The following is a 16,315-nucleotide window of genomic DNA, read 5'->3' as shown; positions in this document are numbered from 1 at the left end:
TCCTTGCCCCTTGTTGAGGGGTTCATCCAGAGGACACTGGAAATGACACAGGCAATTGCATCGCCCATCGTTCACGACCTGATCGGCGTCGGTTTCGGCCCTTCGAACCTGGCGCTGGCCATCGCTCTGCAAGAGCGTGGCCCGAGCCTGGGCGAACTGGATGTGCTGTTCCTCGACAAACAGGCCGACTACAGCTGGCACGGCAACACCCTGTCGACTCAGAGCGAGTTGCAGATTTCCTTCCTCAAGGATCTGGTGACCCTGCGCAACCCGACCAGCCCGTACTCGTTCGTCAACTATCTGAAGTACCACGGTCGTCTCGTCGACTTCATCAACCTGGGCACCTTCTACCCGTGCCGCATGGAGTACAACGACTACCTGCGCTGGGTCGCCGGGCAGTTCACCGAGCAGAGCCGTTACGGCGAAGAAGTGCTGACCATCGAACCGGTGCTGCACAACCATCAGGTTGAAGCGCTGCGGGTGATTTCCCGCGACAGCCAGGGTCAGCAACATGTGCGCACTACCCGTTCGGTAGTGGTCAGCGCCGGCGGCACCCCGCGTATTCCGGAAGCGTTCAAGGCGCTGAAGGGCGACAGCCGCGTGTTCCACCACTCGCAATACCTGTCGCAAATGGCTAAACAGCCTTGCGTGAATAACCAGCCGATGAGCATTGCGATCATCGGCGGCGGGCAGAGCGCGGCGGAAGCCTTTATCGATCTGAACGATTCGTTCCCGTCGGTGCAGGTCGACATGATCCTGCGCGGCTCGGCACTGAAGCCTGCGGACGACAGCCCGTTCGTCAACGAAGTGTTTTCGCCGGAGTTCACCGATCTGGTGTTCCAGCAGAACAGCGCCGAGCGCGAGCGTCTGGTCAACGAGTACCACAACACCAACTATTCGGTGGTCGACATCGATCTGATCGAGCGCATCTACGGCATCTTCTACCGCCAGAAGGTTTCCGGGATTGCCCGTCATGCGTTCCGCACCCTGACCACCGTCGAGAAAGCCACCGCGACCGAAAACGGTATCGAGCTGGCTGTGCGTAACAACGCCACTGGCGAAGTCACCGTGCGCCTATACGACGCGGTAGTGCTGGCCACCGGTTACGAACGGCAGATGCACCGCAAACTGCTGGCGCCGCTGGAAGAGTACCTCGGCGACTTCGAAGTGGACCGCAACTACAAACTGATCACCGACGAGCGCTGCAAGGCCGGCATCTACATGCAGGGCTTCTGCCAGGCCAGCCATGGTCTGAGCGATACATTGCTGTCGGTGTTGCCGATTCGTGCGGACGAGATTGCCGGCTCGCTGTATGAGCATGGCAAGAATCGCGGGCATCGTTCGATGGCGGATCTGTTGTTGGCGACTGCCAGCTAACACCTGCGGCGCCTGATACACCGCCATCGCGAGCAGGCTCGCTCCCACACTGGATCTACATTCAACACAACTTCTGTGTTCGCTGGAGATTCCCTGTGGGAGCGAGCCTGCTCGCGAAGGGGCCATTTGAAGCACCGCAAATCTTCAATCCTGAACCAATCCTGAAGCCCCCTGAAATTTCCCGACACACTTCCTTTTGCGGGTTTACTCTCCAGACATCGGGGCGTAAGCTTCGCGCGTTTTCATCAATAGCGGAGACCCACAGTGGGTACTTGTTCGAGTGACAGTTGTCGGCCGGTCTCGGTAACCGGCAGATTCTCGGCAAGATAACGCGCCTCTTTTGCGCCGTTGTCTCGCCGTAACAGCGAGCAGCGGCATCCCGTGCATGGCCCGTCCGTGGTCATGTCTAGACGTCCTTCTCATCGACACTGAAAGAGCGTGATTTCGACTTTATTGTCGTCATCGCAGCCCTATCGACACGCCTGTCTTTTCTGACCGGCGCGCCAAGCCTTGCCGTGCCGGTTTTCCCGGCGGACGAGGCGCGGCCGTACCTGCTTGACGGTTTCCCGGCTGACCATAGGGGCAACAGCCATGAAACTTACGCTCAAGGAATTTTTCGCAGGTTTTCTGCGGACCCGCCACATCGCCCGGCACTTCCGTCGCCTGGCCTTGCTGGAAACCATCAACGACACCACGGTCAGCCGTGAGGTGCCGCCAACCCTGGCCAACACGCTCGTCGATGCCGCGCATTGCGACAGCGGTATGTTGCTGTCTTCAATGGGCACGCATTCCGACGGCCTCACCGATTTTGAAGTCGACGCACTGCGCGCGCAGTACGGCCTCAACGAAGTCGAACACGAGCAACCGCTGCCATGGTGGACCCACCTGTGGCACTGCTACAAAAACCCGTTCAATTTGCTGCTGACCTTGCTGGCCGTCATTTCCTGGCTGACCGAAGACCTGAAAGCGGCCGTGGTGATTTTCTCCATGGTGGTGCTGTCGACGCTGCTGCGCTTCTGGCAGGAAAGCAAATCCAACCAGGCCGCCGATGCACTGAAAGCCATGGTCAGCAACACCGCCACGGTGATGCGCCGGGATGCGCCGCGCAGCGAATTGCCGATCAAGCAATTGGTGCCGGGGGATCTGATCGTGCTGTCGGCCGGTGACATGATTCCCGCCGATTGCCGGGTGCTCAGCGCCAAGGACCTGTTCGTCAGTCAGGCCGCGATGACCGGTGAATCGATGCCGGTTGAGAAGTTCGCCCGTCAGGCCGATCGCGACACACGCAATCCGCTGGAACTCGACAACATTCTGTTCATGGGCACCAACGTCGTGTCCGGTACGGCGGTGGCGCTGATTCTCACCACCGGCAACAGCACTTATTTCGGTGCTTTGGCCCAGCGGGTCGGTGCCACTGATCGTGCGGTGACTTCGTTCCAGCAAGGCGTCAACAAAGTCAGCTGGCTGTTGATCCGCTTCATGTTTGTCATGGCGCCGCTGGTGCTGTTCATCAACGGTTTCACCAAGGGCGACTGGACTGAAGCACTGCTGTTCGCGCTGTCGATTGCCGTGGGCCTGACCCCGGAAATGCTGCCGATGATCGTCACCTCGACGTTGGCCAAAGGTGCGGTGTTCCTGTCGCGTAAAAAAGTCATCGTCAAACGTCTTGATGCGATCCAGAACTTCGGCGCCATGGACGTGCTCTGCACCGACAAGACCGGCACGCTGACTCAGGACAAGATCTTCCTGGCGCGTAACGTTGATGTCTGGGGTGAAGACTCCGACGACGTGCTGGAAATGGCTTACCTGAACAGCTACTACCAGACCGGCCTGAAAAATCTGCTCGACGTCGCGGTGCTGGAACACGTGGAAATCCACCGTGAACTGAAAGTCGGCACGGCGTTTCGCAAGGTAGATGAGATCCCGTTCGACTTTAATCGCCGGCGCATGTCGGTGGTGGTCGAAGGACGTGGCCAGCCGCATCAACTGATCTGCAAAGGTGCGGTGGAAGAAGTACTGGCGGTGTGCAGCCGCGTGCGTCACGGCGATATCGATGAAGCCTTGAGCGATGAATTGCTGACCCGGATTCGTCAGGTCACCGCAGCATTCAACGCTGAAGGCTTGCGCGTGGTGGCCGTGGCCGCCCGCTCGATGCCTGAAGGTCGCGACACTTACAGCCTGGCTGACGAAAATGAACTGACGCTGATCGGCTACGTGGCGTTCCTTGATCCGCCGAAGGAAAGCACCGCGCCGGCGCTCAAGGCGTTGGCCGAGCATGGCGTGGCGGTGAAAGTGCTGACCGGCGACAACGAGTTGGTCACCGCGAAGATCTGCCGCGAAGTCGGCCTCGCTCAGCAAGGCTTGCTGTTGGGCAACGATGTTGAACGCATGAGCGATGCCGAACTGGCGGTGGCCGTGGAGAAGACCAACGTCTTCGCCAAACTGACGCCGTCGCACAAGGAACGCATCGTGCGCATCCTCAAGGGCAACGGTCACGTTGTCGGTTTCATGGGCGATGGCATCAACGATGCGCCGGCGCTGCGTACCGCCGACATTGGTATCTCGGTGGACAGCGCGGTGGACATCGCCAAGGAAGCGGCCGACATCATCCTTCTGGAAAAGAGCCTGATGGTGCTGGAGGAGGGCGTGCTCGAAGGACGTCGGACCTTCGCCAACATGCTCAAGTACATCAAGATGACCGCCAGTTCCAACTTCGGCAACGTGTTCTCGGTGCTGGTCGCCAGTGCGTTCATTCCGTTCCTGCCGATGCTGCCGATGCATCTGCTGGTGCAGAACCTGCTCTACGATATTTCGCAGATCGCCATTCCGTTCGATAACGTTGATGAGGAGATGCTGAAGAAACCACAACGCTGGCAGCCGGGTGATGTCGGGCGCTTCATGCTGTTCTTCGGGCCGATCAGTTCGATCTTTGACATCACCACGTTCGCCTTGATGTGGTACGTATTTGACGCCAACACCCCGGATCACCAGACGCTGTTCCAGTCCGGCTGGTTCGTGGTCGGGTTGCTGACCCAGACGCTGATCGTGCACATGATCCGCACGCCGAAGATTCCGTTCCTGCAAAGCCGCGCAGCCATGCCGTTGCTGGTGATGACCGGGATCATCATGGCTGTGGGGATCTTCCTGCCGATGGGGCCGCTGGCGCATTACTTCAAATTGCAGGCGTTGCCATCGCTGTACTTCGTGTTCCTGCCGGTGATTCTGCTGGCGTACATGGCGCTGACTCAGGCGGTGAAAGGCTTCTACATCCGCCGGTTCGGCTGGCAATAACAGCAGGACAACGCTGTTTCCCCCTGTGGGAGCGAGCCTGCTCGCGAAGGCGTCGTGTCAGTGCTATGTCTGTTGGCTGACACACTGTTTTCGCGAGCAGGCTCGCTCCCACAAGGGACTATGTGTTTTCAAGGATTTCATCATGCAAGCCATCAACAACCTCAACCTCGATTCACTGCTCGACACCTTGGTCAGCCTCAGCGCCGCCTTCATTCTCGGCGGCCTGATCGGCTTCGAGCGCCAGTACCGGCAACGCACCGCCGGCCTGCGCACCAACGTGCTGGTGGCGGTCGGTGCGGCAATTTTCGTCGACATGGCCAACCGTCTCGCCGGTGCCGAAGGCGCGGTGCGGGTGGTCGCTTACGTGGTCTCCGGCATCGGTTTTCTTGGCGCCGGGGTGATCATGCGCGAAGAAGGCAACGTGCGCGGCCTCAACACCGCCGCGACCCTGTGGACCTCAGCAGCCGTCGGTGCCTGCGCCGGTGCCGACCTGCTCGCCGAAGCTGTGCTCGGCACGCTGTTCATCCTCGCCGCCAACACCTTGCTGCGGCCGATCGTCAACAACATCAACCGTCAGCCACTGGACGTGGTCTCGGCGGAAGTCACCAACATCGTCTATGTCATCGCCCGGCGCTCCCAGCAGAAAGCCGTGTTCGCCTTGCTCGAAGCCGAACTGGAGCGCAGCAACTACCCGGCCAGTGATGTTGATGTGCACGCTTTCGGTGCCGACGAAATTGAAATCGAAGCGACGCTGGCGACCACCTCGGTCGATGGCGATGAACTGGACGCACTGGTGGCGCGGATCTCGACCTCGGCGCTGGTGGTGCAGGCATTCTGGAGTCCGAGTACCACTGAGTAGGTTTTTTGGGTGTCTCCTGCGGTTCCACGGATCAATCTGGCAATCCGCGCCGGTGATCTTGTCGGTTTTTGGGAGATTTCCGACCGCATTTAAGAATTGTCCTACAGAGGTTTGAAAGAGAGACGGTTAGCGTAGTCAGCACATTTTTCCCACGCTGTTAAATCCTATGTCCTACAAACGCTGGCGAGTGGTCATTGCCGAAGAGCAAAGCGTTCTGCAGAGCAGAATCGCGAGGATCTTCAACGAACTGGGTTATCGGAATCTCACCCCGGTGGGTTCTTTTCGTGAACTGCTGGCCATGACTCACTACGCCCATGACCCGTTCCAGTGCTTTGATCTGATGGTGATCAACGGTGAGTTGATCGCGGCCGCCGGTGTCGATCCGGTGGGTTTTTTCCAGAGCAACCCACAGATTCGCCACTGTGTCATTCACGATGCGCGGCGCGGTCAGCCGCAGGCCGAGACCATCTACGCCAACCATCAACGCCAGTTGCACCTGACCCGCACACCGGATCGACGCACGCTGGGTGCGCTGCTGGAGCAGCTTGATGTCTAGAGGAGAAACCACGCCATGTGCAGATTGCCGCTGCGCGTATTAGTGCTTGAAGACCACCCGTTCCAGCGTGCGGTTGCGGTCAGCATGTTGCAAAGCCTGGGCTGCCACGAGGTGTTCGAAGCCAGCGACGGTGCGCAGGCGCTGGCCCTGCTGGATGAAATCGGCAGCGTCGACATTGCCCTGTGCGATTTGCAAATGGAGGGTATGGACGGCCTGGAATTCCTGCAGCGGGTGGGCGCTTCCGGGCAGGTGAAGTCGATCATCATCAGCAGTTCGTTGTCCGCCGATTTGCGCCGTGCGGTGCATCAAATGGTCAGGCTGCTCGGTCTGGACCTGTTGGGCGATGTCGGCAAACCGTTGCATGCGCAAGTCCTGGCCGATCTGCTGAACAGATTTGTCAGCGGCTCAAGCATCGGCGAATGCCCGTCGGCGGCCGTCGCCATGGCCAGCGAGGAGTCGGTGCGCCGGGCTCTGGAGGCTGGGCAATTGCACGCCTGGTATCAGCCAAAATTCAACCTGCGCAGTGGTGAAATCTGCGGGGTCGAGGTGCTCTGTCGCTGGCTGCATCCGACTCGGGGAATCATCGCACCTGCGTTGTTCGTGCCGGTGCTGGAGCGCTGCGGCTTGCTTGACGAGTTGCTGTTCTTGCAACTCGAACAAGCCCTCAAGGTGCAGCAAAGCGCCCGCGAGCAGGGTTTCGTCTTGAACCTGGCGTTCAATCTGCAAGCCTCGCAGTTAGCCAACGCAGGGTTGACGGCCACCCTCAAAACCATTCTTTCGCGCCACGCCGCGCGAGGCTCTGGCCTGACATTTGAACTGACCGAAAGCGGCTTGCTGGAAGCGCCGGCCACCAGTTTCGAAAGCCTCGTGCGAATGCGCATGATGGGCTGCCGCTTGTCGATTGATGACTTCGGTGCGGGGTTTTCCTCGCTACAACGCTTGTGTCAGCTGCCGTTCAACGAAATCAAGCTCGACGCCGACTTCGTGCGCAACCTTGAGCACGAACCGCGTTGCCGGGCGGCGATCAGCAGCACCCTGGCGCTCGGCGAAGCCCTCGGCATGGCCGTGGTCATCGAAGGCATCGAAACCGATGCGCAGCGTCGTGAATTGCTCGCGCTGGGCTGCACGCAGGGGCAGGGCTACTGGTACGCACGACCGATGGCCGGGAGCGATTTGTTGCATTGGCTGCAACAGCGCAGTGCGCGACAGGTCCCGGATGATTGACTGGTTTTTTGGGAAAAGTCCTACAGAACCTGCCTTTGAGTTTGCGTAGTCTCGCCGCACTCAGAACCCTGCTTCTCTGGAGATTGAGCATGACTAACAAAGCCCTGCGTATCCTGATCGCTGACCCGCAGCATTTTCACCGGATGAAAATCGAGCGCCTGTTCAACGCTCTCGACTATTACCGCGTGGCCCCGTTGCAGAACCTCGCCGAGTTGCTGACGCTGGTGGATTACGGTTGCGAACCGTTCGATGTCGTGGTCATTGACGCGGGCCTGGCGGCAGGTTCGCTGGATCTGCTGGGGTTTTTCCTCGATAACCCGCAGGTGCGTCATGCGTTGATCTACAACGAACCGTCGGCGCCTCTGCAGGCGATCTCGGGTTTCGCTCAGGACAATGTACTGATCAGTCACGTGCCGTTGCCCAATGAACAGGCAATCAGGCGCTTGATGGCTCACGTCGACGTTGCGCAGTGGAAGCCGAAGCAAACCGTACAACGCCGGGCGTATGCATAGAAGTACGCTGACCGCAACTGTCAGATCTGACAGGTGAATCCCTTCCCGTTCCATGTAACAGTCTCTGCGCAGCCACTGAGTCCGGATCAATCCACACCGGTGGCCTCATCGTCAGAGTCTGCCCTGGGAGTGGTCATGAAGTCAGCGCTGATCGTCGACGATCATCCGGTGGTGCGTGCCGCCATACGTCTCGTGCTGCAAGCGGAGGGTTTCAAGGAAATCCATGAGACGTCCAATGGCAACGAGGTCTTGCAATTGATCCGCGAGCACAAGCCCCGGCTGGTGGTGCTCGATTTGCGTTTGCCGACACTTGATGGTCTGGAAGTTCTGACCCGCATCAGAGTCAACGACTTTGATTGCCGCACCCTCGTTTTCAGTTCCCACGATCCCCTGTTTTATCAGGAGCGCTGCCTGCGCGCCGGGGCAATGGGCTACGTGACCAAAACCAATCAGTTGGAACAACTGCACAAAGCCATTCAGGCGGTGATGTCGGGTTACACCTATTTTTCCGCGATGCCGGACAACGTCAGCGCGTTGAATGCCGTGCAAACCACGGAAAAGCAAATGATCGACCAGCTCTCCGATCGCGAATTGAACATTTTCGAGCAACTGGGCCAGGGCAGGGCCAACAAGGCGATTGCCGAGGAGATGCACCTGAGCCACAAGACCATCAGTACCTACAAAACCCGTCTGATGAAAAAGCTCGGGGTGAGTTCAGCGGTGCACTTGCGCGATTTCGCCAAGCGCAATCATTTGATCTGAGCGGCCGGTCATGATCCGCGGCGTTCAGGTTTGCGGGTTGTGGCTGAGCCTCGTGGTCTCTTGTTGGGCCAATGAAACGCCACAGGTGCTGGAGGTACTGACCCGCGCCAGCGTGGAAAATATCAAGGTCCGTCTGGACGAACAGGATCGGCAATGGTTGCGTCAGCATCCGGTGTTGCGCATGGGCATTTCCGGGCCCGATTACCCACCGTTCGAGATCACTCGCAATCAGCATGAGCTGGAAGGCCTCACGGCCGATTACGCCGACCTGCTGGCGCAACTGCTCGGCACCGGTATTGAAGTGCGGCGCTTTGCCAACCGGGATTTGGTGATGGCAGCACTCAAGCGCGGCGACCTCGATCTGTTGGGAACGTCGAACAGTTTCGAGACAGCCGATCCCGCGTTCATTCTGTCCCGCGCCTACGCTGAAGATCAGCCGATGCTGGTGACCCGGCTCGACGAAACCTTGCCCGCGAACCTGGCGGGCAAGCGCGTCGCCATGGTCGAGGATTATCTGCCATTGGCAACTGTGCAGGCGTTCTACCCCGAGGCGAGTGTGCAACGCTACCCCTCGGCGATGGACGCTCTAGGCGCTGTGGCATTCGGCGCCGATGACGTGTACCTGGGTGACTTCATCAGTGCCAACTATTTGATCAACACCAATTATCGCAACGACTTGCATCTGGCGGGACCGGCCGGGCTTGATGCCAACGCGTTCGGCTTTGCGATGTTGCGGAGCGAGGCGCGCCTCAAACGCCTCGTCGACAAGGCGTTGGCCAGCATCCCCATGAGCCAGCGACACCGCATAGAGCTGCGCTGGAGTGCCGGACCTGCCGAAATGGCCGGGCAGGCACGGGTGCAATTGAGTGCCGCCGAACAGCATTGGCTGGATCAACATCCGGTGGTGCGCGTGGGCGGCATCGAGGACTTCGCGCCGCTGACTTTTTTTGATGCCGATGGCCGATTCAGCGGGTTGTCGGCGCAACTGCTGAGCCTGATCAGTCAACGCAGCGGATTGAATTTCGACATCGTCCGTGGCGTCTCACTGGATCGCCAGATTGTGCAGTTGCAGGCCGGTGAACTGGATGTGCTGCCCGTGGTGACACCCAGCAGTGAGCGGGAAAGCGAACTGCAATTCACCCGCGCCTATCTGAACAATCCGTTCGTGCTGGTCGGTGCAACGACTGCGCAGAGCCCACGCAATCTTGACGATCTGGCGGGCAAACGCCTGGCCATTTATCGCGGTCACCCCTTGCGCGAATACCTGCAGGAGCGCCTACCGCGAATACGCTTCATCGAAGTTGCGAGCCCCGCCGAAGGCATGGCACTGGTTGCCAAGGGACAGGCTGACGCCACCGTAAGCTCATTGCTGGTGGCGCGTTACCTGATCGCCCGTCTTTACCGCGAGCGTCTGCGCATCATCAGCACCGTCGGTGATCAACCGGCACGTATCGCACTGGCCACTGCGCCGCAGGCTGCAGCGTTGAATTCGATCCTGAACAAGGCCCTGCTGAGCATCGCTCCGCAACAGATGGACGAATTGGTTGAACGCTGGAGCCATGATGTGGTGGTCGATGACAGCTACTGGCTGCGTCATCGCCGCGAGATAATCCTGGGATTTGCCGGTGCGGCGGGCTTGCTGATGCTGGCGCTGGGCTGGATCGGATTTCAGCGCTGGCAGATCCGTCAGCGTCAGCAGTGGTTGCAGCAATTGCAGCAAGCCAAGGAAGCGGCAGATGACGCCAACCGGGCCAAGACCACGTTTCTGGCGACCATGAGCCATGAAATCCGCACACCGATGAATGCGTTGATCGGCATGCTCGAACTGGCCTTGAAACGGGCCGAGGAGGGCGTGACCGATCGCCTGGCGATTCAAGTGGCCTCCAACGCCGGGCAACAATTGCTGGCATTGATCGGCGACATTCTTGACATCGCACGGATTGAAGCCGGGCATTTGTCCCTGGCCCCTGAGCGGGTCAATCTGCGTGAACTGGTGGTGTCGGTCTGCCGGGTGTTCGAGGGACTGGCGCGGCAGAAGCGCCTGCTGTGGCACATCGAGCTCGATGCATGCAGCGACGTCGATGTGTTGATTGATCCGACGCGCTTCAAGCAGGTGCTGTCGAACCTGCTGAGCAACGCCATCAAGTTCACTGAACAGGGCGAGGTGAGTCTGCGACTTGCGCTGACGGTGACCTCCGCCGAGCGCGTGGCGGTGAAGGTGTTCATCGAGGACAGCGGGATCGGGATCAGCGCGCAGGATCGGCAGCGCTTGTTCAGCCCGTTCGTGCAAGCGAGCAATACCGCGCAACCGCTGCGCACCGGCGCCGGGCTGGGCCTGGTGATCAGTCGCAGTCTCTGCGAAATGATGGGCGGTGAGTTGCGCCTGGACAGCGAGCCAGGTCACGGCACGCAAGTTGAAGTCAGTCTTGAACTGCCGCTGCTGGCCGCACTCGCGCAAGCACCTGCGCCCGTTGCAACACCGGACGCCGGCGGATGCTCACTGAGCGTTCTGGTGGTCGACGACCATCCGGTTAACCGTTTGTTGCTCTGCTGGCAGTTAAGTGAACTCGGCCACCGCACGGTTGATACCGAGGACGGCCATGCAGGGCTGGAGCGTTGGCGGGTACAGCCGTTCGATGTGGTGATCACCGACTGCAACATGCCCCGGCGCAATGGCTACGAGCTGGCTTTGGCCATTCGTGAGGAAGAGGCTGCGAGCGGGCAGGCACCTTGTCTGATCCTCGGGTTTACCGCCAACGCCCAGGTTGAAGAAAAGCTGCGTTGTCTCGAAGCCGGCATGGACGAATGCCTGTTCAAACCGATTCGCTTGCATGATTTGCAGCAGGCGTTGAATGGCGCCAGCCGTTGCGACATAGAGGTCGAGCCGATCGAGGAAGATCCACTGACAGAAATTGATCTGAGTACGCTGGAACAAATGGCGGGCAGCAATCGCTCGCTGATCGAGCATCTGCGCGGGGAAGTGCTGAGCAGCCTGCACCATGATCTGCTGCGACTGGACGATCTGCACCATGAGCATGACCGCGAAGGGTTGCGCGAGCTGGCCCACCATATCAAGGGCGGCGCGCAGATGGTCGGCGCGGCGCGGGTGGTATCGGCCTGCGCTGATCTGGAGCAGGCCTGCCGCGAGGCCGAGGCTGAAGCCGGGGCCATGGGGATGGCGATCGATGTGCTGCGCGAGGCCATGCATGGCCTCGCGCAGCGCCTTCAGGGCTGAACCGTCAATCCCAGACAGGCGCAATGCCTTTCGGGCTGGTCAGGCGATGGCCGCGATCCAGCGTGGCGATTTGCGCCATGTCAGCCTCGCTCAGCGTCAGTGCCGTGGCGCCGAGGTTGCTTTGCAGGTTGGCGCGCCGGGTCGATGATGGAATCACCGCGTAACCCGATTGCATGGCCCAGGCGAGAGTGACTTGCGCCGGGGTGGCGTGCAGGCGTTCGGCGATCTGCTGGATCAGTGGGTCCTTCAGCACTTCGCCGTAAGCGAGGGTCATGTACGAAGTGATGTGGATGCCCTGGCTCTCGGCAAACTCCACCACTTTGCGGTTTTGCAGGTACGGGTGCAGTTCGATCTGGTTGGTCGCGATATGCTCGGCACCCACCGCAGCAATCGCCTGTTTCATCAAGTCGATGGTGAAGTTGGAAATGCCGATCTGTCGGGTCAGGCCCAGACGCTTGGCCTCCAGCAGCGCACTCATGAATTCTGCTACAGGCACCTGATCGTCCGGCGAAGGCCAGTGGATCAGCGTCAGGTCGAGATAGTCGGTCTGCAGTTTTTGCAGGCTCTCCTTGAGGCTGTCGATCAAGCGATCGCCGGCAAAATTGGCGATCCAGATCTTGCTGGTGATGAACAGTTCTTCTCGGGGAATACCACTGGCGGCGATAGCCTGGCCGACATCGGCTTCGTTTTCGTAGATCTGTGCGGTGTCGATGACCCGGTAGCCGAGCTCAAGGGCGGTGCTCACCGAATCGATGACCACCTGACCTTGCAGGCGAAACGTACCAAGACCGAAAGCGGGGACAGACATGCAGGACTCCAGGGTTGCAGTGGGAATGGGCAGGAGTATCCGCGTCTGCATCCATGAGAAAAACCGTCGGTGGAACAAAGCACCTTTGACCTCAGGTCATGAATCATTTCCAGGACTAATGTTGTCTGGACTGGCTTCATCGCTGGCAAGCCAGCTCCCACAAGGATTCATGTGGTTAATGAAATGATGTGGCCACCTCAAAACCCGTGGGAGCTGGCTTGCCAGGGATAGCCGCGCCGCCGATTCAAGCGATATCGCTGTGGGCAAATTCTTCGCCCAGGAAATCGATCAACGTACGCACCGATGGCAACAGCCCCCGCCGTGACGGGAAAATCGCATGCACCACCCCGCACTTTGGCGCCCACCCCGGAATCAACTCCACTACACGTCCCGCCGCAATGTCTTCGCGCACAACCACACTCGGCAAGTGCGCAATGCCCACCCCGGCAATCACTGCCTGGCGCAGGGCAATCAAATCATCGGTGACCATCCGCGGCGTATGGCGGATCAGCGCGGTGTTGTCATTCGGCCCGAGCAGTTCCCACTGGTACTCGCGTTGTGCCGCGCCCCAATGCAGGCTCGGCAAGCCGTTGAGGTCGGCGGGCGAGGGCGGTGACGACAGGCGCTCTAGGTACATCGGGCTGCCCACTACAGATTGGGTGCTGTTGCCCAGGACTTTCATCACCATGTCAGTATTTTCCAATGGCGGAAAACGAACCCTCAGCGCAATGTCGAAACCTTCGTGCAATAGATCGACCCGGCGGTTGGTGCTCTCGATGAACAGCTCCACCAGCGGGTACTTGAGCATGTAACGGGTGAGCATCGGCCCGACCCATGAGTTAAGCAGTGCCGTCGGGCAACTCAAACGCACCAGTCCCTGAGGCTCGGAGCGATTGCGCTCGATCAGTTCGGCGGCGCTTTCGGCTTCCACGCGCATAGCCAGACAGCGCTGGTAATACGCCTGGCCGATTTCAGTCAACGAACAATGGCGGCTGGTGCGGTGTAGCAGGCGCACACCGAGGCGTTCTTCCAGTTCGGAAATGCGTCGACTGAGTTTCGACTTGGGCATGTCCAGCGCGCGCCCGGCAGCGGCGAATCCGTGATGCTCCACCACTTGGGTGAAGTAGTAGAGGGTGTTGAGGTCTTCCACCATCGTTCTCCATATAGAACGCTAAGGCTGATTTTTGCAGTCTAGTGCATTAATGGTCATGGATTTAAGCTTGATCCATCGCGTCACTCACCCAAATTGGAGACAACCATGAAAAACATCATCGGTATCTACACCAGCCCTCGCGGCCACTGGGTCGGCGATGGTTTCCCGGTTCGCACGCTGTTTTCCTACGACAACCTGGGCAAACACATCAGCCCGTTCCTGCTGCTTGACCACGCCGGTCCTGCTGACTTCACCCCGACCGCCGAGCGACGTGGCGTTGGTCAGCATCCGCACCGTGGTTTCGAAACCGTGACTATCGTCTATGAGGGCGAAGTGCAGCACCGCGACTCCACCGGCAGTGGCGGCACCATCGGTCCGGGCGATGTGCAATGGATGACCGCTGCTTCCGGGATCCTCCACGAGGAGTTCCACTCGGAAAACTTCGCCAAAACCGGCGGCAAACTGGAAATGGTCCAGCTGTGGGTCAACCTGCCGGCCAAGGACAAAATGGCCGCGCCGGGCTACCAGACCATTCTCGACAGCGACATCCCGAGCATTGAGCTCAAGGACAACGCCGGCCGTTTGCGTTTGATCGCCGGTGAGTTCGATGGCCACAAAGGCCCGTCGCGCACCTTCACACCGATTGACGTGTGGGACCTGCGCCTGAACGCCGGCAAGTTGCTGACGCTCGATCTGCATGAAGGCCGTAACACCGCGCTGGTGGTGTTGAAAGGCTCGGTGCAGGTCAACGGTCTGGAATCAGTGCGCGAAGGACAGTTGGCACTGTTCGAGCGCAATGGCCATCAACTGACCCTCGAAGCCAGCCAGGACGCGGTGGTGTTGCTGCTCAGCGGCGAGCCGATCGACGAACCGATCGTCGGCCACGGCCCGTTCGTGATGAACACCGAGCAGGAAATTCACCAGGCCTTCGCCGACTTCCAGTCCGGCCGCTTCGGCCAGATGCACGCCTGACGCAACACCACTCCGCTCTACACAGGACGCGTAGGCCGGTTCGAAGGCCAGGGATGGCTGTTGCCTAAAGAAAGAGGAAACGCACATGAACACTGTCAATGCAGCGAATTTCAATGGCCAGAAACCGACCATCGATCCCAACGACAGCGCAATGTTGCTGATCGACCACCAGAGCGGCTTGTTCCAGATCGTCAAAGACATGGACGTACCACAACTGCGCGCCAATGCCGTGGCGTTAGCCAAGGCGGCGACCTTGCTGAAAATGCCGGTGATTACCACGGCGTCTGTACCGCAGGGGCCGAACGGGCCGTTGATTCCGGAGATTCACGAAGCCGCACCGCATGCGCAATACGTGGCACGCAAAGGCGAGATCAATGCCTGGGACAACCCGGAGTTTCATGCTGCCGTCAAAGCCACCGGCAAGAAGACGTTGGTGATTGCCGGGACCCTGACCAGCGTCTGTCTGGCGTTCCCGTCCATCGCCGCCGTGCACGAAGGCTACAAGGTTTTCGCCGTGGTCGACGCGTCCGGCAATCACTCCAGACTGGCCACTGATCTGACGATTGCCCGTTTGGCCCAGGCCGGGGTGGTGCCGATCGACATCATGGCGACGCTGTCCGAGTTGCAAGGTTCGTGGAACCGTCCCGATGCCGAGCAGTGGGCCGCCGTCTACGCCCAGGCCATGCCGCATTACCAATTGCTGATCGAGAGCTATCTCAAGGCTCAGCAAGTCGCGAATGAACACGAAGAGCTGGATTCACAGCGCTGATCGGCTCACCCACGCCGACCGCCGGTCGGCGCCTATACCACGCGAGGATTACTGTAATGAGCACTCAATACAAACGTCTGGACAAGAACAACGCTGCCGTTCTGTTGGTCGACCATCAGGCCGGACTGCTGTCGCTGGTACGCGACATCGAACCGGACAAATTCAAGAACAACGTGCTGGCGCTGGCTGATCTGGCCAAGTACTTCAAGTTGCCGACGATCTTGACCACCAGTTTCGAAACCGGCCCCAACGGTCCGTTGGTGCCGGAACTCAAGGCCTTGTTTCCCGACGCGCCGTATATCGCTCGTCCGGGCCAGATCAATGCCTGGGACAACGAGGATTTCGTCAAGGCCATCAAGGCCACTGGCAAAAAGCAACTGATCATTGCCGGTGTGGTGACTGAAGTCTGCGTGGCATTCCCGGCGCTGTCGGCGCTGGAAGAGGGCTTTGATGTGTTTGTGGTCACCGATGCGTCGGGCACGTTCAATGAAATGACCCGCGATTCGGCATGGAATCGTATGTCCAGCGCTGGCGCCCAGTTGATGACCTGGTTCGGCCTGGCCTGCGAGCTGCACCGCGACTGGCGTAACGACATCGAAGGGCTGGGCACCCTGTTCTCCAACCACATCCCGGACTACCGCAACCTGTTCACCAGCTACAACAGCCTGACCAACGACAAATAACCCGTCGCACCCGCAATCCCCTGTAGATACCGTCTTGCCCCTCATCGGGCAAGTGCAAATTTCGGGTCAAATGGTTGGCCCGATTTGAGAACGGCGTAAACGAAATGCAGCAGC

General features: G+C 59.6%; 13 protein-coding genes. 11 read left to right on the top strand and 2 right to left on the bottom strand.

The features are described from left to right. Positions 1-42: 42 nt before the first annotated feature. The 8 genes from ACIOWE_RS17215 (at position 43) to ACIOWE_RS17180 (ending at position 11,816) form a co-directional block, all read left to right on the top strand. Entirely contained in the window at positions 43-1,377 is a 1,335-nt protein-coding gene (locus ACIOWE_RS17215; protein WP_401393658.1) for a lysine N(6)-hydroxylase/L-ornithine N(5)-oxygenase family protein, read from the top strand. 591 nt (positions 1,378-1,968) lie between these two features. Then, on the top strand, positions 1,969-4,668 hold the full coding sequence (gene mgtA / locus ACIOWE_RS17210) for a magnesium-translocating P-type ATPase (RefSeq protein WP_201239096.1): 2,700 nt from the start codon (positions 1,969-1,971) through the stop codon (positions 4,666-4,668). Between the two features lie 142 nt (positions 4,669-4,810). Beyond that, positions 4,811-5,527 carry an MgtC/SapB family protein gene (locus ACIOWE_RS17205; protein WP_008084043.1) on the top strand — a complete coding sequence of 239 codons (717 nt, stop codon included), beginning with the start codon at positions 4,811-4,813 and terminating at the stop codon, positions 5,525-5,527. A 166-nt stretch (positions 5,528-5,693) separates the two neighbouring features. Continuing rightward, complete coding sequence (locus tag ACIOWE_RS17200) at positions 5,694-6,083, top strand: hypothetical protein (protein WP_401393654.1); 390 nt, start codon at positions 5,694-5,696, stop codon at positions 6,081-6,083. Between the two features lie 15 nt (positions 6,084-6,098). Then, entirely contained in the window at positions 6,099-7,307 is a 1,209-nt protein-coding gene (locus ACIOWE_RS17195; RefSeq protein ID WP_401393651.1) for an EAL domain-containing protein, read from the top strand. A gap of 89 nt (positions 7,308-7,396) precedes the next feature. Then, complete coding sequence (locus tag ACIOWE_RS17190) at positions 7,397-7,819, top strand: chemotaxis protein CheY (protein WP_401393648.1); 423 nt, start codon at positions 7,397-7,399, stop codon at positions 7,817-7,819. Positions 7,820-7,954: 135 nt separating this feature from the next. Further along, entirely contained in the window at positions 7,955-8,581 is a 627-nt protein-coding gene (locus ACIOWE_RS17185; RefSeq protein WP_401393646.1) for a response regulator, read from the top strand. A gap of 10 nt (positions 8,582-8,591) precedes the next feature. After that, positions 8,592-11,816, top strand: a complete 3,225-nt coding sequence (locus tag ACIOWE_RS17180; protein ID WP_401393644.1) for a transporter substrate-binding domain-containing protein — start codon at positions 8,592-8,594, stop codon at positions 11,814-11,816. Positions 11,817-11,820: 4 nt separating this feature from the next. Here ACIOWE_RS17180 and dkgB read toward each other — a convergent pair whose 3' ends face one another. Together dkgB and ACIOWE_RS17170 are read right to left on the bottom strand one after the other, a co-directional pair. Then, the gene (dkgB, locus tag ACIOWE_RS17175) at positions 11,821-12,624 is read right to left on the bottom strand and encodes a 2,5-didehydrogluconate reductase DkgB (RefSeq protein WP_401393641.1); all 804 of its coding nucleotides are present in this window, start codon (positions 12,622-12,624) and stop codon (positions 11,821-11,823) included. A 244-nt stretch (positions 12,625-12,868) separates the two neighbouring features. Beyond that, on the bottom strand, positions 12,869-13,777 hold the full coding sequence (locus ACIOWE_RS17170) for a LysR substrate-binding domain-containing protein (RefSeq protein ID WP_401393638.1): 909 nt from the start codon (positions 13,775-13,777) through the stop codon (positions 12,869-12,871). A gap of 105 nt (positions 13,778-13,882) precedes the next feature. Here ACIOWE_RS17170 and ACIOWE_RS17165 point away from each other — a divergent pair, with 105 nt between their 5' ends. The 3 genes from ACIOWE_RS17165 (at position 13,883) to ycaC (ending at position 16,201) form a co-directional block, all read left to right on the top strand. Continuing rightward, entirely contained in the window at positions 13,883-14,749 is an 867-nt protein-coding gene (locus ACIOWE_RS17165; protein ID WP_401393635.1) for a pirin family protein, read from the top strand. A gap of 85 nt (positions 14,750-14,834) precedes the next feature. Continuing rightward, entirely contained in the window at positions 14,835-15,518 is a 684-nt protein-coding gene (locus tag ACIOWE_RS17160) for an isochorismatase family protein (protein WP_401393632.1), read from the top strand. Between the two features lie 56 nt (positions 15,519-15,574). Then, on the top strand, positions 15,575-16,201 hold the full coding sequence (gene ycaC / locus ACIOWE_RS17155; protein WP_401393629.1) for an isochorismate family cysteine hydrolase YcaC: 627 nt from the start codon (positions 15,575-15,577) through the stop codon (positions 16,199-16,201). Positions 16,202-16,315 lie beyond the last annotated feature (114 nt).

The organism is Pseudomonas sp. NPDC087598, from assembly GCF_044743525.1.
In the GTDB taxonomy this organism is placed as follows: Bacteria; Pseudomonadota; Gammaproteobacteria; order Pseudomonadales; family Pseudomonadaceae; genus Aquipseudomonas.
The sequence above is the reverse complement of the archived record's forward strand: the minus strand, read 5'-3'. Positions and strand labels throughout refer to the sequence as shown.

Bases quoted from the DNA above. Each gene is read 5' to 3' on its own strand.
- ACIOWE_RS17215 (WP_401393658.1), top strand. From the start codon at position 43: ATGACACAGGCAATTGCATCGCCCATCGTTCACGACCTGATCGGCGTC.
- mgtA (WP_201239096.1), top strand. From the start codon at position 1,969: ATGAAACTTACGCTCAAGGAATTTTTCGCAGGTTTTCTGCGGACCCGC.
- ACIOWE_RS17205 (WP_008084043.1), top strand. From the start codon at position 4,811: ATGCAAGCCATCAACAACCTCAACCTCGATTCACTGCTCGACACCTTG.
- ACIOWE_RS17200 (WP_401393654.1), top strand. From the start codon at position 5,694: ATGTCCTACAAACGCTGGCGAGTGGTCATTGCCGAAGAGCAAAGCGTT.
- ACIOWE_RS17195 (WP_401393651.1), top strand. From the start codon at position 6,099: ATGTGCAGATTGCCGCTGCGCGTATTAGTGCTTGAAGACCACCCGTTC.
- ACIOWE_RS17190 (WP_401393648.1), top strand. From the start codon at position 7,397: ATGACTAACAAAGCCCTGCGTATCCTGATCGCTGACCCGCAGCATTTT.
- ACIOWE_RS17185 (WP_401393646.1), top strand. From the start codon at position 7,955: ATGAAGTCAGCGCTGATCGTCGACGATCATCCGGTGGTGCGTGCCGCC.
- ACIOWE_RS17180 (WP_401393644.1), top strand. From the start codon at position 8,592: ATGATCCGCGGCGTTCAGGTTTGCGGGTTGTGGCTGAGCCTCGTGGTC.
- dkgB (WP_401393641.1), bottom strand. From the start codon at position 12,624: ATGTCTGTCCCCGCTTTCGGTCTTGGTACGTTTCGCCTGCAAGGTCAG.
- ACIOWE_RS17170 (WP_401393638.1), bottom strand. From the start codon at position 13,777: ATGGTGGAAGACCTCAACACCCTCTACTACTTCACCCAAGTGGTGGAG.
- ACIOWE_RS17165 (WP_401393635.1), top strand. From the start codon at position 13,883: ATGAAAAACATCATCGGTATCTACACCAGCCCTCGCGGCCACTGGGTC.
- ACIOWE_RS17160 (WP_401393632.1), top strand. From the start codon at position 14,835: ATGAACACTGTCAATGCAGCGAATTTCAATGGCCAGAAACCGACCATC.
- ycaC (WP_401393629.1), top strand. From the start codon at position 15,575: ATGAGCACTCAATACAAACGTCTGGACAAGAACAACGCTGCCGTTCTG.